Source organism: Solibacillus sp. FSL W7-1324 (assembly GCF_038008025.1).
GTDB lineage: Bacteria > Bacillota > Bacilli > Bacillales_A > Planococcaceae > Solibacillus.
This window is the reverse complement of record NZ_JBBOYH010000001.1, coordinates 809089-831981: the sequence shown is the minus strand read 5'-3', so window position 1 is coordinate 831981 and position 22893 is coordinate 809089. Positions and strand designations below refer to the sequence as shown.

The window sequence follows — 22893 nt, the reverse complement described above, 5'->3', positions numbered from 1 at the left end:
TATGTGCGAGATGCTGTATTTTCTTTTATGAAGAAACTAAAAAAGAGGAGCCATTAACTTGGCTCCTCCCAGATTGTCGACAAAAGGCATCGAGAGTTCGTCTCTCGATGCCTTTTGTCATTTATTTTATCAAATTAGGTCCCGAAGTTCTGTAAAAGTTCTCCTCTTCGAGGGAAGATGCCCTCATCTAAGCTCCTTGCCAAGTCCATGTGGCAAGTTTCTTCAAATTCATGGCAGCAAAAGTAAGCATCGCCTGCATGGACAATTTTTTAAGGCCCCTTAAAGTTGTCCATCGCATACCATGCTTTTCTTTTGCATCCGCAAAGACACGCTCAACCGTTTCTTTACGTTTCGCATAGATTGATTTAATTTCATGATGATGACGAAGATGTTCCGCTTCTTCAACATATTCGGACCAAATATGACGTTGAATCAATTTCGTATGATTTTTGCTTTCTGTACATTGTGCTAAAAATGGACAGTTGGCACAAATCGCGGAATTTGATTTGTATTGGCGGTAGCCTTCTTTCGTAGTTGTCACATATGGTAACATCTGATCATTTGGGCAAATGTAGCAATCATAATGTTCATCATAGACATACTCATGTTTACGGAAGAAGCCATCTTTCGTTTTTGGTCTTGTATAAGGAAGAACAGGCAACATTTGATTTTCTAACAAAAAGTTCGTAATCGCAGGCGTTTTATAAGCAGCATCCGCAGCAACAGCCACTGGCTTTTTCACACGATGAATGACCTTTTCAACAAGCGGTTGCAGCATATGACTATCATGTATATTACCAGGTGTCACAATCGTTCCTAATACAAAGCCACGTTCATCTGTCGCTGCATGAAATGAATAGGCAAATTGTTTTGTTCGTTCGTCCTTCACATAGTAACCACTTTCAGGGTCCGTTGTGCTCTCTTTGATTTCTTTCCATTCTTCCTTTTCAAACTTCTCTGGTGGAAACGGCTTTTTTCCGTTCTTTTCACGGTCTATGTTTAGTTCTTCCTGTAGCTTTTCTTCATAGGCACGTGTCTCTTTTCGAACCATCTTTTTATCAAATTTTCGTTTATTCGCACTTGCCTTCACATGCGTGGAATCAATAAAGATATGGTCAGCTGATAATAAACCCGCCTCCACAATTTCTTTCAAGATGCGATAGAAAATCTGTTCAAATACATCTGTATCCTCAAAACGCCGCGTATAATTTTTCCCAAACGTCGAGAAGTGAGGCACTTCTGTATGAAAACCGAAGCCTAAAAACCAGCGGTACGCTACATTCGTTTCAATTTCCTTAATCGTTTGGCGCATCGAACGAATACCAAAAACGTATTGAATCATTGTCATTTTAAATAAGACAACAGGATCAATACTTGGTCTACCGAAAGGTGAATATAAGTTTTCAACTAATGGATATACAAAAGAAAAGTCAATGGCTGCATCTAATTTACGTACGAGATGATTTTCTGGGACAAGCTGTTCAATCGTCAACATTTCTAATTGATTACGTTCATTCATTTGGTTTTTAGTCATCATATCGGGACACCTCTTTGATTTAGATAAACTTTATTAGAAAGAATAGATCAAGTTGATTGGAATGGAAGGGGCGACTTCTGCGGGAAAAGCGGGACTGCCGATACACCGCAGGAGCGTAGCGACGAGGAGGATTGGCACCCGCCCGCGAAACGCGTCCCCTGGAATGGAAATCAACGGTATTCATCAGTTAACTTTATTTTAAAACAAAAAAGACTGTAGGCAAACTCGAATTTCTTCGAGTTTGTCTACAGTCTGAGAGGAGCCATTAACTTGGCTCCTCCTTTTTATAAAGTATTGTGAATTAACACGATCTCATTAGCTTTTATCCAGCGTTTTGTATCATTGCAATTCAGCAAAACTTGACTACCACTTATTTTATCGATGGATCCGTGAATTTTTTCACCTGATTGCATAATAAATACCAATACCCTCGGCTCTTTCGTCGGTTTCGAAAAATAATGGAGCTGTCTGGCAATAAGGGCATTTTCAATTTTTTCAGTGGCAGGTCGTACATAAATTGATGTACTTTCTTCCTCTATTTCGACTCGTTTTTCTTGTATATAAATCGGACTTGCAATAAAAAGTAATGGGTGAATTTCCACATTCCACATCCTTTTTCATACAATATGCAAAGTCTTTTCAAATCGTTCCTTACAGAATCCGGCTAATAAACGATGTTGCAAGCCCAAGATAAATAATAATACTTGTGACGTCATTCAACGTTGTAATAAAAGGTCCTGATGCAACGGCAGGGTCAACACCCATCTTATGCATTAAAATGGGAATAAACGAGCCGGCAAGTGTCGCAACGATAATCGAGCAGCAAATCGCTGCTCCGACAAGCAGACCGATCATTAATGTTCCCTTCCAAAAGAAAATGATGCCGACAACTATTGCACCGCTCACTACCCCCATAATAAGTCCTGTACTTAATTCCCGCATAATCAGTTTTAATTTACTTTTTCCGCCAATGTCCCCGGTTGCAATCCCTCTTATCGCGACAGCCAGTGCCTGGGTTCCACTATTACCGGATGTACCGGAAATAAGCGGGATAAATGTTGCAAGCAAGGCGACTTTATCGAGTGTGGCTTCAAATATTCCCATAAGTCCCGATGTCAGCATTCCTAAAAACAGTAAAATAATAAGCCATGGCAAGCGCTTGCCTGCCGCGCGCAAAGGACCTGCATCATTATCATCCATGTCCGCAATACCTGCCAGCTTGGAGTAGTCGTCCTCTGCTTCTTCTTCAATGACATCGATAATATCATCGACCGTAATAATCCCTTGGAGCTCTCTGTTTTCGTTGACGACCGGAATGGCCAGTAAGTCATAGTCCTTAATTAGATTCGCGACATTTTCCTGGTCATCCGTTACTTTTACGGATAGGACACGTTCACTCATAATATCCCGGACATATAAATCACCTTCCGCGACAATTAGTTGTCTTAACGACATGACACCAAGTAATCGATGTTCCTCATCCACTACAAAAATATAGTAAATCGTTTCGGCCGTTTGGGCTTCCTGCCGCAGCACGCGCATTGCTTCGCGAACTGTTGCACTTTCAACGACCGATACATATTCCGTCGTCATAATAGCCCCGGCTGTATATTCTTCATAGCCTAAAAGCTCATTAATTTCATCGACGGTTTCTTCATCCATCATGTCCAAATAATTTTCACGTTGCTCGGTATCCAATTCATTGAGGATATCTACCGCATTATCGGTATACATGAAGCCAAACATGGCCGCACCGTATGATGGATCCATCTCATCTAGATATGTTTTATATTCATCGTCCTCGATTTCAGTTGTTTCAAAAATGGTTGCCATTTCTTGAGGAGACAAGTAACGATAAATAATTTGCCGTATGTCAGGGCCCACCTCTTCGTAAAACTGTGCCTGATCATATGGATGAAGTACAAGGAAATGTTCGCGGAATGCTTCAATATTTTCTTCATCAAGCAGCATTCGTAAAAACGCTTCATCGTACTGGATTTCATCATTTTTTTCCTCTATCATGCTTGCCCCCTCCTTTCAACTATTCATAACGAGTTATTTTATGATGTATTACCTGTCCTCGTCAAGCTAATTACGTATTATCATTACTTTTTTCGTATGTTCCCATAATCGACTACGACTTACGTAATTTTCTTCTCAACAGTATATTCCCAATTTCACCAAAAATAAAAGATGCCAATGAAATCTTGGCATCTTGCATTAGTTAATCAATGAAGCAATCTCGTCCGGCAGCTTGCTTTCAAAGTGTACTCTTTCTTTCGTTAATGGGTGTTCAAATTCAATGTAGCGGCAATGGAGTGCCTGACGGTCAATGAATGTATGATTGCCCCCGTATAATTCATCCCCCACTAATGGATGGCCAATATAAGCCATGTGAACACGTATTTGATGGGTTCTTCCTGTATGAAGCTTCAGGCGAATATAGGTCATATTATTTTTACGAGCCAGCACCGTTACATCCGTATGGGCAAATTGTCCATCCGGCCGTACTTCACGTTCAATAATACTCGTATCCTTCCGCCCGATCGGTGCGATAATGGATTGCTGAGTTTGTTCTATGATTCCTTCTGCTACTGCTTCATATTCACGGTGAATTTGTCCCTTTTTTTGCTGTTCACTCATTAAATGATGGATATGACGATGCTTCGCTATAAGCATCAGCCCGGATGTATCACGGTCAAGTCTTGTCACGATATGAACAGTCGACGCTAGCTGCTGCTGTTCAAAATAGCCGTATACAAGGTTGGCAAGCGAATTATTCGGGTGTTCCCGAGAAGGAATCGAGCTCATAAAGGCCGGTTTGTTGACAAGGAGCACTGCCTCGTCCTCATACACTACAGACAATTTTCCTTGTACCGGTATCAGCCCTTCGCTTGCTTCTTCTACCGGGAAAATAATTGTCACAACATCGCCTTCTGCCAGACGATGCCGCACATTTCTTTCTTCTCCGTTAACTAAAAGTGCCCCACCATCAAATTTAATGGCAGTCAATGCACGCTTTGAAATGCCCCAGTGAGCAATTGCGTCACGCAAAAGCTCCTGATCGACCTTATTGGTAAATTGTAATTGAAATCGTTTATCCATAGTTCCTCATTCTATTCATTCGAGATAAATGAATCATGCACACGTTCCCAAAACGGGAATGGTCTGAAACGTGCAAAACGCACTTTTTCATTTGCCACATTAAACGTAATGGACTTTACATCTGTTTCCGTCATGCTAATATGATCGACCGTCATATTAAATTGCTGTTCATGTACGGGTTTTAGTACACAGTTATGATGTGCCGGCAATACTAGGGAAGACCCTACTGTCCGGAACACACGGTTGTTGATCGATGCCATTTCCGTTATTTGCAAAGCCTGCAATGTCGGATGAATAATCGCTCCGCCCAGCGCTTTGTTGTAAGCTGTACTGCCCGAAGGTGTCGAAATACATAAACCGTCCCCACGGAAGCGTTCAAAATGTTCGCCGTTCAGTTCCACGTCCATCACAAGCGTTACGTCCGGCGACTTAATCGTCGCTTCATTCAACGCCAGAAACGTACTGGATTCGGAATGCAGGCGGTGTACCTGCACTTCCAGCAACGGGTATTCCACGACATTGTATTCCTTTTTGGCAATCGACAATACTAACTTTTCCAGCTCTGAAGGTTTCCAATCGGCATAAAAACCTAAATGTCCTGTATGAATCCCGACAAAAGCTGTTTTATCCAGACGGTGCAAATAGCGGTGGAAAGCATGGAGTAATGTTCCATCGCCGCCAATCGAAAGAACAATTTCAGGCTCTTGTTCATCAAATTGTAAACCGAAATCAATTAAATAAGATTTTGCGAGCTCCATCAATTCATTTGATTGGTCATCTCTGCGTGATTGTATTGAAAACTTCATTATTTGTCACGCTCCTCTTTGTCAGTCGACTTATGGATAGCTGTATTCGTTGCTTCTTTTATTTCACTGAAATATGCCTGCGCCTCTTGAATCTCACTTCTAATGGAGGACATTTCTTCATCTAACCGGAATGCTGCCTCGGCTGCGCTTTGCAGTCGATTTTTTATTTCTTCAGGGAAAATCCCTTTATACTTATAGTTCATAGAATGCTCAATGGATGCCCAGAAGTTCATTGCCAATGTTCGAATTTGAATTTCCGCCACGACTACGATGCGCCCTTGAATCGTTTCAACCGGATACTCAATAATCATATGGTGTGAACGATAGCCACTCGGTTTACTATGTGTAATATAATCCTTTTCCTCGATAACTCTCATATCATTACGCTGGCGTATTAGCTCCGTTACAGTAGCAATATCATCAACGAACTGACACATAATCCGTACACCGGCTATATCTTGCAATTCATTTCCTAAAAGCGCAGTCGGTTCGAATGGTATCCCTTTATCAAGCGATTTGTCATATATACTGGCAAGTGGTTTTACACGGCCTGTAACAAATTCGATTGGCGAATTGGCACTCATAATACCAAATTGCGAACGCATCCCTTTTAATTTAATTTTAAGTTCATCCACAGCTTGTCGATATGGACTCAAAAATACTTCCCACTGCCCCAATTAAAAAACCCCCCAACTAGAAATAGTTCATACCTGTCACACTATTTCATCAACACGTTGTTTCAAACAATTATACTTCTTGTAGACGAGAAATACACATTTCACACTTAAATCACGTAAAATGGCTATTTTTCTTGTGATAATTAAGTTTTATGCTATTTATTAAAGAATTCGGCAAATGCCTTTTCAATATTTTCAACAAATTGATCTCCATAGTTGCTGTTGCCTTCAATATTATAAAGCAATCCTTGTAATTCATCAGCAAATTGTTGAAGCGGCAGCAGACCGTCCTCCACTTTCAAGTATGCTTTTTGTTCTGCCAATAACATTTGTAATAGCTGCGACCATACATTTTTCCCAAAGCTTAAATAACTGTATGCCTCATTTTCTTCTATGATATAAAGAAACGCCTCATTATCCGAATCGACAATCACTTGTCCTGTCGATTGCAATTGGCTAAGTTGTTTCTTTTCATTTAAAATAAAATAGATTTCACTATGTACTACTTCAACATGATCGATTATGTATACGTTTCGCAATGAATTAATCTCCTTTTTCTTTTCATCACCGGAAATTTTCCGATAATAAAATTGATGATTCATCTACCCTTCACATTTTACCATAGGACACTCGGTTGGTGCAGAAACGTTTGACTTCTTTCAATCATCGGAATTTAATTCAATACTATTAATAAAAAGGACGTTGACAATGACACAGCAAATTGAAATAGAATTTAAAAATATGCTAACAAAATCGCAGTATGAACAGCTTATCGAAACGTTCTCCATAAAGCACGAGCAAATTATTCGCCAAGCTAATCATTACTTTGATACAAAGGAAAGCCATTTAAAACAACTTCACAGTGCTCTTCGAATTCGTGTTACAGAGGATTCGATTGAATTAACATTAAAAGAAAAAGCTTCCAAGCATCAGCATTTAGAAACGACTGACTATTTAACACGTGAGGAAGCAGACCGTATGCTGGCCGGTAAAGGAATACCCGCGTATTCTGTAAACGAAAGGCTTGCGCTATTTAAAATTCCCGTTGCCGATTTACAATGTTACGGAACATTGACGACCGACCGGGTGGAAATCCCATACAAAGGCGGTTTGCTCGTATTTGACCATTCTTTCTATTTGCTCTGCGACGATTATGAGGTAGAATATGAGACACATGATGAAGCAGTCGGAAAACAAATTTTCTCCGAATTTTTGGCACATCATGAAATTGAGCCACAGCCTGCGCAAAAGAAAATCGTGCGCTTTATGACGGCTTTAAACAATCAGAAAGGCTAGGTGCTGTGATGGATATTTCATCAATGAAAACATTGCTCGAACTTCAGGCAATTCAAAATTTAAATACATCCAATCAGTCAAGCTCAAGTGTATTATCATCATCATCTACGTCGACTTTATTTTCCGACTTAATGAGCGACATTTTAGACGGACAATCTTTATCAAGTTCACTGAATGGACTCGGTGATGTGAGCACTTTCCAGCAGTTAACGGATTCATCACAAACTTCTAATTCGCAGCAAAACTCGGCTGCTCAAAACTATATCGCATCATTTTTGTTGAATAATTCATCGAACTTGACGAATTTACCAGGGACATTCAGCAGTCTCTCAGCAAGTAATGATACATCAACAATTGAACAGTATATGACGGATTTCACAAGAAAGACCGATGTTGCAAATTTCTTTGCCGGAGCTGAGACTTATCAAGCTGAAATAACTGCAGCTGCCAAGAAATATAATATACCTGAAAAACTGATCACTTCCGTTATTAAACAGGAGTCTAATTTTAATGCTTCTGCGACAAGTGCTGCCGGAGCATCCGGTTTAATGCAGCTTATGCCTTCAACAGCACGCTATTTAGGAGTGTCTGACCGTTTTGACCCTGCACAAAATATTATGGGCGGCGCAAAATATTTACGCCAAATGCTTGATCAGTTCGATAATAATGTGGAAACAGCGCTTGCTGCCTACAATGCGGGTCCCGGAAATGTAAAAAAATATGGGGGGATCCCTCCATTCCAAGAAACTCAAAATTATGTCAAAAAAATAATGAACTATATGAATGTGTGATGTTATTAAAAATGCAGTGAAAATTTGAAGACGAAAGCCAAAAGGGATGTTTAGGATTTAATTGTAAGTACTCCTGATATGTTCTAATTTGGATTAAATGGAAAATTGGTGTGAACACCTATTAAATCAACTATTCCACCGTGGTGTTAATAGATGTGAAATGCCCTCAAATTTTTTGGCAGGGCACTTTATTTGTTAAAACGGCCTTACGTTGCTAGAATGATTGTATCGCCTAAATGAAATTTACATTACTTACATGACATTCATATTTCATATACTGGCAAAGAAAGACACAAAGGAGTATAACTAATGAATCGAAAATATACGATTCCTTATGAGGAACTCGGTGCTGAAAAGCTTTCTGAATTAATTAACGCGTTCTACTCTCGAGTGGCGAAGCATCCTTTATTAATTCCTATTTTTCCTGAAGATCTGACGGAAACAATTCGTAAACAAATACAATTCCAAACGCAGTATCTCGGGGGCCCTAACCTTTTCTCAGAAGAACACGGCCATCCGATGATGCGTGCTCGACATATGCATTTTAAAATTACACCCGATCGTGCCCAGGCATGGCTTGAATGTATGGCAGAGGCGATGGACGAAGTGGGCTTGGACGGAAAATTCCGTGAAGTTTACTATAAGCGTCTCGTTATGACTGCTCACCATATGGTCAACGCCCCAAATGATGAGGAGGGATTTGAGTGAATAATATCCAACTTTTACAGCAACCTGTAGCACCCTCTACATGTAATAAACCGATTGAGCTTTATATTTTTATTGACCCTCTTTGCGAGAAAGCATTATCCCTACAAACAACAATGCGAAAACTGCAAGTAGAATACGGTCATTACTTTACATGTCGATATGTCCTTAGTACGGAACTCGCTGCCCTTAACAGCATGACGAGCCGGATGAAAGGCTGTGTTTCCGGAGCGGAATTGGATATTACACATCCAGCATTACCTTCAATCGCTATTAAAGCGGCCGAACTTCAAGGAAAGCGGGCAGGTTTCCGCTATTTAAACAAAGTCCAGGAAGTTGCAACACTTAATACACGCAATATCAATTCCCATGCGACATTAATTGAAATTGCACAGCAAGTCAGCCTGGATATGGATGAGTTCGTGTCCGACTTTGGTTCAAAAGAAGCAGCTCGTGCCTTCCAATGCGATTTATACTTAACTCGCGAAATGGAAGTTGAAGAAATACCAAGCATCGTATTTTTCAATGAGTGCATTGAGGATGAAGGCCTGAAAGTAAGCGGTTCTTATAATTATGAAGTTTACGAGCATATTTTAGCAGAGTTGCTTGGGGAAGAATTAATTCGCCAACCGGTTCCTGCATTAGACGAGTTATTCGATCGATTCAGCACCCTTACAACAGCTGAAGTTGCCGAAATCTACTCGATCAATGAGCAGCTGGCAGAACGCGAATTAAAGAAACGTATGCTTCAGCAAAAAGTAGAACGTATTATGACCGACGAAATTACACTTTGGCGTGCAAAAGAACGCACGACCTATTAAATTATTTTTAAAACGAACTTATATGATATTTTCACCAGCTGTGCATTTGTGCAGGCTGGTTTTTTTAATTTCCGGGGTTATTTGAAGTTCCGAAAAAGAGCTATGAATCGTTTTATAGTCGTGAGGATAGACATAGGTATATTTGCTCCTCTATACAGTCGTAAAGGCCTTAATCGGGCACTCACTGGCATTTATCCTAGTGAAATTTTAAAAGCTGTTTTAAGGGGTTTAGGACTGTTTAAAATAACATACCCTTTATTCGACAATTAAACCGGAAAAATAGAAGTTAATGGGATGGAAGTAGAACATTTGCCAGGGAATATAGAACGTTCTTCTTCTTTATTCCAGGCATCAAAACGTAAACAAAACAAAAGAGGCGTCTTATTCTCGAGAAATAAGACGCCTCTTTTTCACAAAGGGGATGGGAGAAATGTTCACGTTCAAACAAAGGGGTGTATGTTTGTTATGTGATTTATTTCACGAGTATTACTCTATCATGGAATAATATTTCTTGCAATGTATCTTTCACAATTTCACAAATTCGTCATATAGTAAGCGTTTCCATATGAATAAATGAGGTTTAAAAAAATTGTCATAAATTCGTATTTAATTCTCCACCTCGAACACCGATATATCAACATTCTTTAACCTTTTCCCATTCATTGTTTCCCAGAATGAAATTTTACCATTCTCTATATTCCCTAAGTAAAATTCCATTTTTTCAAGCAAAAAACGCACCTGAAACAGATGCGTTTTCACAAACTATTAATTATTCAATAATAACTTTTCAAGCTCTTCTAACTTCTCTTCGAATACTTGGCATGCCAATGCGATCGGTTCAGGAGACTCCATATCTACACCTGCAGCTTTTAATACTTCGATCGGGAAGTCCGAGCAGCCTGCTTTTAGGAAGTTGTTAATATAGCGCTCAACTGCCGGCTCGCCTTCTTCTAAAATTTGTTTTGATAATGCCGTTGCCGCAGATTGACCTGTTGCATACTGATATACGTAATAATTGTAGTAGAAGTGCGGAATTCTTGCCCATTCCAGACCGATTTCCTCGTCTACAGTCATTGCATCACCAAAGTATTGTTTATTTAAATCATAATAAATGGATGTTAATTTTTCCGATGTAATCGATTCGCCTTTTGCATCTAATTCATGAATCATATGCTCAAACTCAGCGAACATTGTTTGACGGAATACTGTACCGCGGAAACCGTCCAACCATTGATTTAGTAAGTAGATTTTTTGCTTATCATCATCCAAAGTTTTCATTAAATGATCGAATAATAGTTCTTCGTTACATGTTGAAGCAACTTCCGCAACGAAAATCGAGTAATCCGCATATTGATAAGGCTGGTTAGCACGTGAATAATAACTGTGCATCGAGTGGCCGAATTCATGCGCCAATGTATAAAGGTTATTCACGTTATTTTGCCAGTTCATTAATACATACGGATTTGTGCCGAACGTTCCTGAAGAATATGCACCGCTGCGTTTTCCTTTGTTTTCAAGCACGTCTACCCAACGGCTATCCAGACCTTTTTGAACGATTTCCTGATATTCTTTACCAAGTGGCGCAAAGCTTTCTACCATCGTCTTCTTCGCTTCGTCATATGTTACTTCCATTTTCACTTCTTTAACAAGTGGTGTAAACAGATCGTACATATGCAGTTCATCTAAACCAAGCACTTTTTTACGAAGCTCTACATAACGGTGTAATGCCGGTAAATAGTCATGGATTGTTGAAACAAGCTGATCATACACTTTTTCAGGAATGAAGTTATTGCTTAATGCTGCATGGCGAGCCGAATTGTAATTACGAACTTTTGCATTGGCATTATGTGCTTTTACATTGCCTGCTAAAGTTGTCGCAAATGTATTTTTGTATTGGCCATACGTTTTGTAAACAGCTTTAAATGCTGCCTCACGCACTTCACGGTTGTCGCTCTCAAGCATCGTAATATAGTTGCCGTGCGTAATTTGTACTTCTTCCCCATCTTCCCCTTTAATTTTCGGGAATTCTAGATCGGCATTGTTTAAAGCACTGAATGTTTTGCCGGAGGTTGATGTAACTTCAGAAAATTGTGCCAGCAATTCTTCTTTTTCCGCAGATAAAATATGAGGGCGGCCCAAATTCAGTTCTTTTAGGCTTTGTTCATATAATGAAAGTGGTTCATAGCTTTCCACATAGCTGTTCAATGTTGCTTCATCCAATGCTAAAATTTCAGGCGTAATAAATGACCACGCTGCTCCTGCATTTGTCAGTACAGAGCGAATACGACCATCAAGATCCTGGTATTTACTATTCGTCGTATCCTGATCATGCTTTAAATGAGAATACACATATAGCTTGCTCAGACGCTCGTATAGTGCATCGCTGAACTGCAATGTATTGTATAAGCTTTCCGCACTTTCCGCTACTTTCCCTTTATATTCCGGAGCTTTTTTTGATAATTGTTCTACTTCTTTCAGCTCAGCTTCCCAAGCTTCATCGGATTCAAAAATTGTTGTTAAATCCCAAGTTAATTGCTCAGGTACTTCTTCACGCGTTAAAATTTGCTTTGCCATTTATTTGCCTCCTACTATTCCGATATTCGAAATTATAAATCTATTTAAACAATTTCAACATCCAAATGCAACCAATTCGTCGTACAGAACATTAAAAAGTTGTTCTTCGGGTATATTTTCATCCAGTTGCTCTACTTTGAGATGTTTTAAAATTGTTAAATAATGTTCCACCGCTGCTTTCCGTTCATCTGTCAGCTCCATTTGATACCATTTGAAAAAATAAGGAATTGCCTGTACATTCATCGTTTCAGGTGTGAGCGCATGGCAGTTCATAAAATGAAAAAGCCCTACTTGCCATTCTATACAAAATCGATTAAAAGCATTCGTATTATAGACAGGAATTCCTAAAATAGCCGGCAAATCCGACATCAATAGCCTTAACTCATAAATAGAACGGAAAAATCGGTCATTTACTCCTTTTTTGCTTAGTAATAAACGAGGACGGATATATCGCTCCCGGTACTTCCTGTAGTTTTTTAACAACAGATGGAATTGTGATTTCGTTATTTTTTCTGGGACTAGGAACGGGAAACGTTGTTGACTGAGGGGGAGTGGTTTAACAACAGCAAAATACTGCAATTTATGAAGATGGATTAAATTACTAATATAGTAGAAAGTTTTGCTTTTTACATCATAGGTGATGAGGAAATTCTGCTTTTTATACTGTTGCATAAATTGAGTGTTCGTATGATTGATGGAAACTTTTACAATACCGGGACTTTTAAATTTTTCGGGAGTGTGCAAAATCCATATCGGTGTTATACCGGCATTCAAATAGCCGCTTGTACGCTGTTGAAAAGATGGATGTGCGATTGGACTGCACTGAAATTCAATGGCATATTGATGGTCTTTTAATTTAATAAGAAGATCGGGTCGCTGTTGAAGCTGTGGTAAATATGGTTCAAGGGCAGGACTTAGCTGAAGGCCAGTAAAAAGTTGAAAAAGCTGTTGTTTCCCGAGCAGATGTACAGCAGACTCCCCTTCCGAAAATAAAGAATCGCAATCGCTATTTTTTTGATGGGCAAAATGGGGAATTTTTATTTGACCGGCCTTTAATAAAAGGCGTTCTCTGCATAGAGGACAAAAAAAGGATTGCTGTTTTTTTAATTTTTGCAGTTCATCCGGCGGAAGTTTTGACGTTAAATGGAATAATTGCTGTTGTTCGTTCATGGCGACGAGCATTTGCCTCGACTCCTTTTTATCCATCTTATTGAAATGCATAGTCTTTTTCAACTTATGAATAGTAACTATTTGAAACTTGCTTTTTCAAAGAGTTCCTTCCCATAGACCAATACAAAAAAGCCACCTAAACTCAGGTGGCTTTCGTAAACTGCTCTTCCTACTCAAAATACGTAATGATTGTTTCGAAGCAGTCTTCAGCAATGATTGTTTCCCCATACTCTTCAAGGCGATGCGCTGTAACTTTGGAAGCCTGTAAATATTCAGTACATAAAGCGATGATATTTCTCGCTTCCTGGCTTTCCAAATCTTTTAAATCTACATATAAATAGTAGTAGTCCTCCCATTTATACAACACAGACTCTATTCCTAAAGGTGCTGCGCGTTTTGCAAGAGGTATTAGTTCGTCAATATCTTTAAATCGGAATCGTGCGTTTTCAAGCGATTGTTCTTCCTCTTTTGCCGCTTTGCCAATCGCATTGAAAATCGATTCTTCCATTTCATTTAATTGATCTGATATATGAAGGTCATCTTCAAAGCTGCCGGGCATTGAAGAAGTTTCGGAGTCATTACCTACAGACGCGCGTGTAACAACGACTTCCAATCCACTTTCTGAAGCGTTAATATGAATCCAAATTGGACCATCTAAATCGAAATAATCATCTGTATTTATTTCACCAATGATATCCCAGAAAAGCTCTTCACCTTTTGCGCGATTGTACCAGATTTCTTCGCGTGTATAACCGCGGTCCTCGATATCACTATACGTAATAAATAATTTTAGCGTATTTTCATTAATGCGTTCGATGTCCATTAGACCTCAACTCCCTTCACAGTCATTGTATAGAACGTCGCTTTATTTCCAAGTGGCATACAATATGGCGTTCTATTGCATCGGAACCCAGATACTTTTAATATTAGAAGTATCTATAACTCTATTGTATGATGGATTGGATTAAAATGAAAAGGAAAAACATTATTCATCGTAAATTATTTGAATAATTGAAATTGTATTGCACGAAACACTTTAAATCAAGTCCTTAAGGTCTCTTTCTAATATGTTCTAAAATAAAAAAAAGATGCTACAATTGCACAATATGCATCCGTAACATCATGAGCGATCTATTTAATTAACCATGCGTTGGGCTTCTTGCAACTGGTACGCTCGTACTTTACGAGGCAGGAATCGACGAATTTCGTCTTCGTTATAACCGACTTGCAGACGTTTTTCATCTAAAATAATCGGACGACGTAATAGTCCCGGATATTCCTGAATAAGCTCATATAATCGTTGTAATGGCAATGTTTCAACATCGACATTCAACTTCTGGAAAATTTTCGAACGTGTTGAGATAATTTCATCGGTACCATCTTCTGTCATTCGTAAAATCTCTTTGATTTCACTGATTGTAAGTGGCTCGGAAAAAATGTTGCGTTCTGTATATGGGATATCATGTTCCTCTAACCATGCTTTTGCTTTTCGACATGAAGTACAACTTGGTGAAGTAAATAATGTTACTAACATTGGCTCACTCCCTCTCTAATTGATTTCAATTCAATTGCTAGATGCTGCTCCTGTTAATATGGAAGCATAAATGTATAAGTAAAACTTAATTTAGAATTAATTTAATTTAAGATTCTGTACCCATTATACATGAATAACCCATGTTTGAATATACATTGTCAATAAATAATTCAAGTTACGTAATAAATTTTATTACGCATTTCTCTCTAATAAGCACCTTTTCTATAATTTTGTGCCATAACAAATTTTACCCATAAAATAGTAAAATAAAACGTATAGATTTCCGAAGTTTTTTCTCAATTATCAAATGTTAATTGAGAAAAAAGTCAGATAATATGGGGCGATTTCTTATAATATAATTAACTATTTACTACTATTTCCATTTCCATTTCATTTTATTCCTTTTTCTTTAAATAAAACAATTGCTTTCTTTTCATGAGTTACGTTATAATCCTTTCAAGATTATGAAAAACGATGACGAAGAGTAGTACATTTAATAAGAATGCCTAGAGAGTCTGTGGTTGGTGCAAACAGATCATTCGTTAAATGGAATGGACTTCCGAGTTAGCTTGATGAACGTTTCTATTAGTAGTCCAGCTCGTCGCCTTCACGTTACGAAGCAAAGTGGCCAATTAAGGCAAGCTGGGTGGTACCGCGGATTTTAACATCATTCGTCCCTTCTATTTTCGAATAGAGGACGCATGATGTTTTTTTATTTTCATTTGATTTGAAGGAGGAACACCCAATGAAAACAATCTTTTCAGGTGTACAACCAACAGGAACTATTACATTAGGGAACTATATCGGAGCCATCAAACAATTCCCAGCGCTACAGGAAGACAATAACGCCATTTATTGCATCGTGGATCAGCATGCCATTACTGTGCCACAGGATCGCCTGGAGCTTCGTAAAAACATTCGCTCATTGGCTGCAATGTATATTGCATGTGGCATTGACCCGAAAAAATCGATCTTATTTATACAGTCAGAAGTCCCTGCCCACGCACAAGCCGGCTGGATGTTGCAATGTGTCGCATCAATCGGTGAATTGGAACGTATGACACAGTTCAAAGACAAATCAACAGGTAAAGAATCCGTTTCTGCCGCACTTTTAACATACCCGCCATTAATGGCTGCCGATATTCTTCTGTACAATACAGATATCGTACCGGTTGGCGAAGACCAAAAGCAGCATATTGAGTTAACGCGCGATTTGGCTGAACGATTTAATAAGCGGTACAATGATGTTTTAACGATTCCTGATATTCAATTGCCGAAAGAAGGCGCCCGTATCAAATCATTGCAGGAACCAACGAAAAAAATGTCAAAATCAGATACAAACTCTAAAGCGACGATCCGCCTGCTTGATACAGCTAAAGAAATCGAAAAGAAAATCAAATCGGCTGTAACGGATTCTGAGGGAATCGTTAAGTTCGATATTGAAAACAAACCGGGTGTATCAAACTTACTTATCATTGAATCTGCCTTATCCGGAACAGCAATTGCAGATTTGGAAGCGAAGTATGAAGGCAAAGGCTATGGTGATTTTAAAGCTGGAGTAGCACAGGCTGTTATCGACCACTTAACACCAATTCAGGAACGCTATTATGCACTGATTGACTCACCGGAACTTGATGAAATTTTGGATGAGGGTGCAGTAAAAGCGAATGCCATTGCCTCTAAAACGCTCAAGAAAATGGAGAACGCGATGGGCTTAGGCCGTAAACGACGCTAATCATACCGCCTATCGCAACAAGCAGCATATACAACTCTGCTCCATGTACAATGTACATTAATACAGCATGCCATGAATAACCGAGCGTGCGGTAATTCAAGTACAAAATCATATTACTGATCGACATGACACTGAGCCCATAAAAAAATAAAAAAAGTACGAAACGTGTCAAAACACCATCCTTCGTACAACTATACGAAAAACGAACGTGCGATAGAAGAAGCACGTTCGTTTTTTATTATTATTAATCTGTAAATTTTTTGAATAGTAAACAAGCATTATGCCCGCCGAAACCAAGTGAGTTGCTTAACGCATATTCCACTTCTGCTTTTCTTGCGGCATTTGGTACATAGTCCAGATCACATTCCGGATCCGGTTCATGTAAATTCATAGTTGGCGGTAAAATACCTTCCTTCAATGCCAGTACCGTGAAGATCGCTTCAATACCACCCGCTGCCCCTAATAAATGGCCAGTCATACTTTTCGTTGAGCTCATCGCCAACTTATAGGCATGGTCACCAAACACTGTTTTAACTGCCTGCGTTTCGAATAAGTCATTATATGGTGTACTCGTACCGTGTGCGTTAATATAACCCACTCGGTCAGGTGATACTTGTGCATCATCGATTGCCATTTGCATTGCACGTGCTGCACCTTCACCATTTGGAGCCGGTGCTGTAATATGGTGGGCATCCCCTGTCGAACCATACCCAACTACTTCACCGTAAATTTTTGCACCGCGCGCTTTTGCATGTTCATACTCTTCCAGAATTAAAATCCCTGCACCTTCGCCAATAACGAAGCCGTCACGGTTTTTATCGAATGGACGTGATGCAGTTGCCGTATCCGGATTCAATGATAATGCTGTGTTTGCACAAAAGCCTGCTACCGCCATTGTGACGATTGGCGCCTCTGCTCCACCTGTAATCATGACATCCGCGTCGCCACGCTCAATTACTTTAAATGCGTCACCAATCGAGTTTGTTCCCGATGCACATGCCGTTACGGAACAAGAGTTTACCCCTTTTGCACCAAGATAAATCGAAACTTGTCCAGAAGCCATATCCGGAATCATCATCGGCACGAAAAACGGACTTACACGGCGTACACCGCGTTCCTGGAAAGTTAAAAACTGCTGTTCATGTGTTTCCATTCCGCCGATACCTGAACCGATCCATACACCTACACGCGGCGCCATTTCTTCAGTAATCGTCAAGTTGGCATCTTTTGCGGCCATCATGGAAGCAGCGATCGCATAATGTGTAAAGCGGTCCATTTTGCGTGCTTCTTTCTTCTCGATATAATCTTCTATATTAAAATCTCTTACTTCTGCAGCTACAGAAACTGGAAATTTACTCACATCTACACGTGTTAATGGTCCAATACCAGACTTGCCTGCAATTACATTTTCCCATGCCTGCTCTGCACTGTTTCCTACTGGCGATACTGCACCGATTCCTGTAACAACAACTCTTCTTTTCTCCATTATTTAACACCCTTTTCTAAGTTAAGTTCTTTCCTATTTAAAGGTTTATTTTCAATTCCGTTCGGGGGCAGGACACGAATCCGTTGCCACAGGACGTGACGATTTTAGTATTCGTTCTTTCCCCCACATTCACGTTCTTATTTACCCCACTTTAACGCAAGTGCGCCCCATGTAAGGCCTCCGCCGAAACCTACTAAAACAACGATATCATCATCTTTGATTTTCCCTGATTCCAAATCTTCTACGATTGAAATACCGATTGAAGCGGCAGATGTATTCCCGTATTTCTGGATTGTTTTCGACATTTTTTCCTCTGGTAATTCTAGACGTTCTCTTGCGGCTTCCATAATGCGGATGTTCGCCTGATGCGGTACTAAATAATCGACATCTTCCTTCGTCAGGCCAGCCTTTTCGAGTACATTTACGGCAGATTCGCCCATTTGACGAACAGCAAATTTAAATACTTCACGACCGTTCATTGTAATATGATTTTCAGGATTTAAATAAAGATGCTTTCCACCTGTTCCGTCAGCTCCAAGTTCGAACGATAAAATTCCGCGCCCTTCCGAAACTTTGCCGAGAATCGCCGCACTTGCGCCATCTCCAAATAGAACAGCTGTGTTGCGGTCATCCCAATCCACAATTTTCGACAGTTTTTCAACACCTACTACTAATACATATTCATAGCTATTGCTCTCAATAAATTGTTTTGCAATGGCCGTTCCATAAATAAATCCTGAGCACGCAGCGGACACGTCCATCGCACCACATCCCGAAATTCCAAGTCGCTCTTGAATTTGGCACGCCACACCCGGGAAATTCTGATCCTGTGTAACTGTTGCAACGATGATAAGGCCGATTTGATCCGGTGTAATCCCTGCATTTTCGATCGCTTGCACTGCTGCTTTATATGCTAAATCCGATGTTTCTTCATTCTCGGCGATAAAACGGTTTTCAATTCCTGTACGAGAACGAATCCACTCATCTGATGTATCCAATACTTTTTCAAAATCTTTATTTGCTATAGCTTTTTCCGGAACATATTTCCCCATCCCTATAATACCGGCATTCATATAATAGCCCCCTTGTTTTTCATCACTCAAAAAATATAACTAATTATTAGTAGTTGGTACTAATTATAGAGCATAATTATTTTGAACACAATTAAAATTTCTGGAAAACGAGGGATTAGGGATTTATACATGTTTTTTGTTCGAATAAAATGGCTATACTATTTGTTAACACATCTTCATGAAATTTAATGGCTGATGAAGTTTTTTCGGTTCGTTTCTTACATTTAATGTTAAAGGGCAAATGGACAAAATCGTTCAAATATTAGACATACAGCTTCCAGCTAATTTCCCCATTTTCCTTGTTAAATCCTACTTAAAAAAGCAATAAAAACAAGCATTTATGACAACTTCAAGAATAATTTGATTCGCCCTTTTAATTTGATGAATGCTTGTGGTATGATATTGAAGATGTAATTTCACAATAACGTTATAAATAAGTTCAATGAGGTGAATTTGATGCAATATATCATTACGTTCTTTTGGTCATTCTTATTAGTTTCAATGCTAAACTATGTAGTAAGTTCTGTATTAAGTGTAGATTTTAACTTCATGAATGGCGTAATCGTATCATTAGTATTCAGCGTATTAGTTATTATTATCGCTGCAATCATTCCAAACGAATCAACTCCAGAAACAGAAGCAGAGCATCACTAATAGATAACAAGGGGCTGTCCGGTAAAACTACTGGACAGCCCCTTGTTATTTTCGCCTATTTTGAAGGTGCGCGGATTTTAATAGAAGACTTTTAACTTATTTTAGAAGGTTTGTATATCTTTTTAGACAAATCGACCCGTTTATTTGAACAGTTGCACTGCTTATTAGAATAAAGGGCATTTATATTAGAACTTCCGTCTTTTATTGGAACTTTTTCATTTTTATTAGAACATCATTCAGCTTTATTAGAACATCCCACGCAAAAAAGCTTGTACGCATTCACGTACAAGCTTTCATCACACTTAATTTGTTTTTATGACTAACTCTTCATTTTCCAGTTTAATCGATAAGCTTCCGCCCGCTGTAACTTCACCTTTTAACAGCTCACGGGCAACGATTGTTTCCAAATGGCGTTGGACGAAGCGTTTAAGCGGACGTGCACCAAACTGCGGATCAATCCCGTGCTTCACAATCCAGTCTACCACTTCCCCATCAACAGACAATGTAATTTCCTGTTCTGCGACCCGATCTTGAAGCTGTTTTACATATTTCCAGGCAATTTTATGGAAGTGCTCATTCGATAATGCATGGAACATAATAATATCATCCATCCGGTTTAACAACTCCGGCTTAAAGTGCTGGCGCAATGCCGCTTGGACAAGCTGTTCCACTTCTTCTGACGCTTCCAGTAAAAACTGTGAGCCGATATTGGATGTCAAGATGATAACGGTATTCGTAAAGTTGACGATCCGTCCTTGGCTATCGGTAATACGGCCATCATCAAGTACTTGCAGTAAAATATTCGCAACATCCGGATGCGCCTTTTCGATTTCATCCAGCAGAACAACAGAATATGGATTACGGCGAACCGCTTCTGTCAGCTGACCGCCTTCTTCATAGCCAATATAGCCTGGAGGAGCTCCGACTAGCCGTGATACAGAATGTTTCTCCATATACTCGCTCATATCAATGCGGATAAAATGGTCTTCTGAATCAAACAGTTGTGCCGCCAATGCTTTTGCCAGTTCCGTTTTCCCGACACCTGTTGGACCGAGGAACAGGAAGCTTCCGATCGGCTTATTCGGGTCTTTAATACCGGAACGCGCACGCCAAACGGCTTCCGTCACATAAGTTACCGCATCGTCCTGACCAACTACCCGTTCATGCAAAGTATCTTTTAAACGGAGCAGTTTTTCACGTTCACCTTCAACAAGTTTCGTTACCGGAATACCTGTCCAGCGTGAAATTATTTTAGCGATTTCTTCTTCGGTTACCTCTTCACGCAGCATCCGGTTTCCTTCCGACTGTTTCAGCTGCAGTTCCAGTTCGGCGATTTCCTTTTCCAGCTGCGGTATTTTACTGTATTGAAGCTCACTTGCCCGCGCTAAATTACTGCCGGAAATAAATAAGTCATCGCGCTCGGCTTCCATTTTTTTCAGTTCATCTTTTTTGTCACGAACGATTTGCAGGCCGTTTTTCTCGAGTTCCCACTGTTCCTTCATTGACTTGATCGATACTTCCAATGTATCTATTTCATCTGTAATCATTTCCAGACGTTTTTTACTCGCATCGTCTTTTTCTTTTTTCAGTGCCTGCTGCTCAATTTTAAGCTGTGTCAGGCGGCGTGATAACTGATCCAGTTCCTGCGGCATTGAATCGATTTCAATGCGGATCATTGCACATGCTTCATCGACAAGATCAATTGCTTTATCCGGTAAAAAGCGGTCGGTAATGTAACGGTTTGCCAGTTGAGCCGCTGCAATAATCGCACGGTCATGTATGCGAACACCACGGTGATGTTCTTCAAAACGGTCTTTTATTCCGCGTAAAATAGAAACCGTATCTTCAATAGAAGGTTCTCGCACCATTACTTGCTGGAAGCGGCGTTCCAATGCAGGGTCTTTCTCAATATACATACGGTATTCATCCAATGTTGTTGCTCCAATACAATGCAGTTCACCACGTGCAAGCATTGGTTTCAGCATATTTCCCGCATCCATTGCTCCGTCCGTTTTCCCTGCACCGACAATTGTATGGATTTCATCGATGAATAAAATGATTCGCCCATCGGATTCCTTCACTTGCTTTAATACAGATTTCAGCCGCTCTTCAAACTGCCCGCGATACGATGCCCCTGCAATCAGTGCGCTCATATCCAGTTCATAAAGCTCTGCATCCTTCAATCCTTCCGGAACATCCTGTCTAACAATTCGTTGTGCCAGTCCTTCGACAATTGCTGTTTTACCAACACCCGGCTCACCGATGAGGACAGGGTTGTTTTTTGTTTTACGTGACAGAATACGAATGACGTTCCGGATTTCCTCATCTCGTCCAATAACCGGATCCATCTTACCGTGTTTTACTTGTTCAATTAAGTTGCGTCCAAACTGTTCTAATGGCGGACGATTATCTTGTGTTTGGTTAAATTGCATAGAGTGCACCCTTTCCTTTAGTTTGACCTTTTTTGATTAATTTAATTATAAGTCAAAGATGGTCAAACAACAAATAATTACGCCCTGTTTTCTTCGTAAAAGTTCTAAAAAAAATCGATCACTTTGCCTATATGCAAAATGACCGAATTTCAATTTATTTATTCACTTCTTATTAACGAATGCCTAATGCCATTTTTGCATAGCGGGACATATTGTCTTTAGACCATGCCGGTTGCCATACGATATCAACTTTTACTTCTTTAATTTCCGGTAATTCGCTAAGTGCCGTTGTTACTTGGTCAACGATAACCGGTGCAAGCGGACAGCCCATTGATGTTAATGTCATTGTAACAGTTGCTAAGCCCTCATCTGTTAAATCCACTTCATATACTAAGCCTAAGTTGACGATATCAATGCCTAACTCAGGGTCAATTACGTTTTCCAATGCACCTAACATACTTTCTTTCATATCGTGATCAATTGCCATTTTAAATTTC

At 39.7% G+C, this 22893-nt stretch carries 21 protein-coding genes and 1 other annotated feature; of the genes, 6 read left to right on the top strand and 15 right to left on the bottom strand.

What is annotated here, in order from left to right:
• Positions 1–187 precede the first annotated feature (187 nt).
• The 7 genes from MKY71_RS03855 to MKY71_RS03825 all read right to left on the bottom strand — a co-directional run bounded on the left by MKY71_RS03855 (position 188) and on the right by MKY71_RS03825 (position 6727).
• Positions 188–1537: an IS1182 family transposase gene (locus MKY71_RS03855; protein ID WP_340731670.1), complete on the bottom strand. Its 1350-nt coding sequence runs from the start codon at positions 1535–1537 to the stop codon at positions 188–190.
• A gap of 284 nt (positions 1538–1821) precedes the next feature.
• Positions 1822–2148: a 4-diphosphocytidyl-2C-methyl-D-erythritol kinase gene (locus MKY71_RS03850; RefSeq protein ID WP_339175332.1), complete on the bottom strand. Its 327-nt coding sequence runs from the start codon at positions 2146–2148 to the stop codon at positions 1822–1824.
• Positions 2149–2188: 40 nt separating this feature from the next.
• A complete protein-coding gene (mgtE, locus tag MKY71_RS03845) occupies positions 2189–3559 on the bottom strand; it encodes a magnesium transporter (RefSeq protein ID WP_339175331.1) in 1371 nt (456 codons plus the stop codon).
• Positions 3560–3757: 198 nt separating this feature from the next.
• Positions 3758–4642 carry an RluA family pseudouridine synthase gene (locus MKY71_RS03840; RefSeq protein ID WP_340731669.1) on the bottom strand — a complete coding sequence of 295 codons (885 nt, stop codon included), beginning with the start codon at positions 4640–4642 and terminating at the stop codon, positions 3758–3760.
• Between the two features lie 11 nt (positions 4643–4653).
• Positions 4654–5448: an NAD kinase gene (locus tag MKY71_RS03835; protein WP_339175327.1), complete on the bottom strand. Its 795-nt coding sequence runs from the start codon at positions 5446–5448 to the stop codon at positions 4654–4656.
• Positions 5448–6125: a GTP pyrophosphokinase gene (locus tag MKY71_RS03830; protein ID WP_339175326.1), complete on the bottom strand. Its 678-nt coding sequence runs from the start codon at positions 6123–6125 to the stop codon at positions 5448–5450. The genes MKY71_RS03835 and MKY71_RS03830 overlap by 1 nt, the downstream gene beginning before the upstream one ends.
• A gap of 155 nt (positions 6126–6280) precedes the next feature.
• Positions 6281–6727 carry a UPF0738 family protein gene (locus MKY71_RS03825; protein WP_340731668.1) on the bottom strand — a complete coding sequence of 149 codons (447 nt, stop codon included), beginning with the start codon at positions 6725–6727 and terminating at the stop codon, positions 6281–6283.
• A gap of 106 nt (positions 6728–6833) precedes the next feature.
• On the opposite strand from MKY71_RS03825, the gene MKY71_RS03820 reads away from it, so the two are divergent.
• The 4 genes from MKY71_RS03820 to MKY71_RS03805 all read left to right on the top strand — a co-directional run bounded on the left by MKY71_RS03820 (position 6834) and on the right by MKY71_RS03805 (position 9738).
• Positions 6834–7421 carry a CYTH domain-containing protein gene (locus MKY71_RS03820; RefSeq protein ID WP_340731667.1) on the top strand — a complete coding sequence of 196 codons (588 nt, stop codon included), beginning with the start codon at positions 6834–6836 and terminating at the stop codon, positions 7419–7421.
• A gap of 8 nt (positions 7422–7429) precedes the next feature.
• A complete protein-coding gene (locus MKY71_RS03815) occupies positions 7430–8212 on the top strand; it encodes a lytic transglycosylase domain-containing protein (RefSeq protein WP_340731666.1) in 783 nt (260 codons plus the stop codon).
• 309 nt (positions 8213–8521) lie between these two features.
• Positions 8522–8920 carry a globin domain-containing protein gene (locus MKY71_RS03810; RefSeq protein WP_008403570.1) on the top strand — a complete coding sequence of 133 codons (399 nt, stop codon included), beginning with the start codon at positions 8522–8524 and terminating at the stop codon, positions 8918–8920.
• Complete coding sequence (locus tag MKY71_RS03805; protein WP_339175318.1) at positions 8917–9738, top strand: DsbA family protein; 822 nt, start codon at positions 8917–8919, stop codon at positions 9736–9738. The genes MKY71_RS03810 and MKY71_RS03805 overlap by 4 nt, the downstream gene beginning before the upstream one ends.
• Positions 9739–10503: 765 nt before the next feature.
• Here the strand turns inward: MKY71_RS03805 and pepF are convergent.
• The 4 genes from pepF to spxA all read right to left on the bottom strand — a co-directional run bounded on the left by pepF (position 10504) and on the right by spxA (position 15016).
• On the bottom strand, positions 10504–12312 hold the full coding sequence (gene pepF, locus MKY71_RS03800; RefSeq protein ID WP_339175316.1) for an oligoendopeptidase F: 1809 nt from the start codon (positions 12310–12312) through the stop codon (positions 10504–10506).
• A 54-nt stretch (positions 12313–12366) separates the two neighbouring features.
• Positions 12367–13494 carry a competence protein CoiA gene (locus MKY71_RS03795; protein ID WP_340731665.1) on the bottom strand — a complete coding sequence of 376 codons (1128 nt, stop codon included), beginning with the start codon at positions 13492–13494 and terminating at the stop codon, positions 12367–12369.
• A gap of 157 nt (positions 13495–13651) precedes the next feature.
• Positions 13652–14305 carry an adaptor protein MecA gene (gene mecA, locus MKY71_RS03790; RefSeq protein WP_340731664.1) on the bottom strand — a complete coding sequence of 218 codons (654 nt, stop codon included), beginning with the start codon at positions 14303–14305 and terminating at the stop codon, positions 13652–13654.
• Positions 14306–14617: 312 nt separating this feature from the next.
• On the bottom strand, positions 14618–15016 hold the full coding sequence (spxA, locus tag MKY71_RS03785) for a transcriptional regulator SpxA (RefSeq protein ID WP_008403575.1): 399 nt from the start codon (positions 15014–15016) through the stop codon (positions 14618–14620).
• 465 nt (positions 15017–15481) lie between these two features.
• Positions 15482–15698 (top strand) — a binding site (T-box leader).
• Positions 15699–15761: 63 nt separating this feature from the next.
• Between spxA and trpS the strand changes: the two genes are divergently transcribed.
• Positions 15762–16751: a tryptophan--tRNA ligase gene (gene trpS / locus MKY71_RS03780; RefSeq protein ID WP_340731663.1), complete on the top strand. Its 990-nt coding sequence runs from the start codon at positions 15762–15764 to the stop codon at positions 16749–16751.
• 244 nt (positions 16752–16995) lie between these two features.
• On the opposite strand, the gene fabF is transcribed toward trpS, so the two are convergent.
• Both fabF and MKY71_RS03770 read right to left on the bottom strand, forming a co-directional pair.
• Positions 16996–18237, bottom strand: coding sequence for a beta-ketoacyl-ACP synthase II (gene fabF / locus MKY71_RS03775; RefSeq protein WP_339175311.1), 1242 nt, complete (start codon positions 18235–18237; stop codon positions 16996–16998).
• A gap of 137 nt (positions 18238–18374) precedes the next feature.
• Complete coding sequence (locus tag MKY71_RS03770; protein ID WP_339175310.1) at positions 18375–19310, bottom strand: beta-ketoacyl-ACP synthase III; 936 nt, start codon at positions 19308–19310, stop codon at positions 18375–18377.
• A 456-nt stretch (positions 19311–19766) separates the two neighbouring features.
• Between MKY71_RS03770 and MKY71_RS03765 the strand changes: the two genes are divergently transcribed.
• The gene (locus tag MKY71_RS03765; RefSeq protein ID WP_339175308.1) at positions 19767–19964 is read left to right on the top strand and encodes a YjzD family protein; all 198 of its coding nucleotides are present in this window, start codon (positions 19767–19769) and stop codon (positions 19962–19964) included.
• A 302-nt stretch (positions 19965–20266) separates the two neighbouring features.
• Here the strand turns inward: MKY71_RS03765 and MKY71_RS03760 are convergent, their stop codons facing one another.
• Both MKY71_RS03760 and MKY71_RS03755 read right to left on the bottom strand, forming a co-directional pair.
• Positions 20267–22396 (bottom strand): ATP-dependent Clp protease ATP-binding subunit, encoded by a 2130-nt coding sequence (locus MKY71_RS03760; protein ID WP_340731662.1) that lies wholly within the window; start codon positions 22394–22396, stop codon positions 20267–20269.
• Positions 22397–22568: 172 nt separating this feature from the next.
• Complete coding sequence (locus MKY71_RS03755; RefSeq protein ID WP_339176569.1) at positions 22569–22877, bottom strand: metal-sulfur cluster assembly factor; 309 nt, start codon at positions 22875–22877, stop codon at positions 22569–22571.
• Between the last annotated feature and the right edge of the window lie 16 nt (positions 22878–22893).

Excerpts from the sequence above, each read along its gene's own strand:
- MKY71_RS03855 (WP_340731670.1), bottom strand. The coding sequence starts at position 1,537 with ATGATGACTAAAAACCAAATGAATGAACGTAATCAATTAGAAATGTTG.
- MKY71_RS03850 (WP_339175332.1), bottom strand. The coding sequence starts at position 2,148 with ATGTGGAATGTGGAAATTCACCCATTACTTTTTATTGCAAGTCCGATT.
- mgtE (WP_339175331.1), bottom strand. The coding sequence starts at position 3,559 with ATGATAGAGGAAAAAAATGATGAAATCCAGTACGATGAAGCGTTTTTA.
- MKY71_RS03840 (WP_340731669.1), bottom strand. The coding sequence starts at position 4,642 with ATGGATAAACGATTTCAATTACAATTTACCAATAAGGTCGATCAGGAG.
- MKY71_RS03835 (WP_339175327.1), bottom strand. The coding sequence starts at position 5,448 with ATGAAGTTTTCAATACAATCACGCAGAGATGACCAATCAAATGAATTG.
- MKY71_RS03825 (WP_340731668.1), bottom strand. The coding sequence starts at position 6,727 with ATGAATCATCAATTTTATTATCGGAAAATTTCCGGTGATGAAAAGAAA.
- MKY71_RS03820 (WP_340731667.1), top strand. The coding sequence starts at position 6,834 with ATGACACAGCAAATTGAAATAGAATTTAAAAATATGCTAACAAAATCG.
- MKY71_RS03815 (WP_340731666.1), top strand. The coding sequence starts at position 7,430 with ATGGATATTTCATCAATGAAAACATTGCTCGAACTTCAGGCAATTCAA.
- MKY71_RS03810 (WP_008403570.1), top strand. The coding sequence starts at position 8,522 with ATGAATCGAAAATATACGATTCCTTATGAGGAACTCGGTGCTGAAAAG.
- pepF (WP_339175316.1), bottom strand. The coding sequence starts at position 12,312 with ATGGCAAAGCAAATTTTAACGCGTGAAGAAGTACCTGAGCAATTAACT.
- MKY71_RS03795 (WP_340731665.1), bottom strand. The coding sequence starts at position 13,494 with ATGCTCGTCGCCATGAACGAACAACAGCAATTATTCCATTTAACGTCA.
- mecA (WP_340731664.1), bottom strand. The coding sequence starts at position 14,305 with ATGGACATCGAACGCATTAATGAAAATACGCTAAAATTATTTATTACG.
- spxA (WP_008403575.1), bottom strand. The coding sequence starts at position 15,016 with ATGTTAGTAACATTATTTACTTCACCAAGTTGTACTTCATGTCGAAAA.
- trpS (WP_340731663.1), top strand. The coding sequence starts at position 15,762 with ATGAAAACAATCTTTTCAGGTGTACAACCAACAGGAACTATTACATTA.
- fabF (WP_339175311.1), bottom strand. The coding sequence starts at position 18,237 with ATGGAGAAAAGAAGAGTTGTTGTTACAGGAATCGGTGCAGTATCGCCA.
- MKY71_RS03770 (WP_339175310.1), bottom strand. The coding sequence starts at position 19,310 with ATGAATGCCGGTATTATAGGGATGGGGAAATATGTTCCGGAAAAAGCT.
- MKY71_RS03765 (WP_339175308.1), top strand. The coding sequence starts at position 19,767 with ATGCAATATATCATTACGTTCTTTTGGTCATTCTTATTAGTTTCAATG.
- MKY71_RS03760 (WP_340731662.1), bottom strand. The coding sequence starts at position 22,396 with ATGCAATTTAACCAAACACAAGATAATCGTCCGCCATTAGAACAGTTT.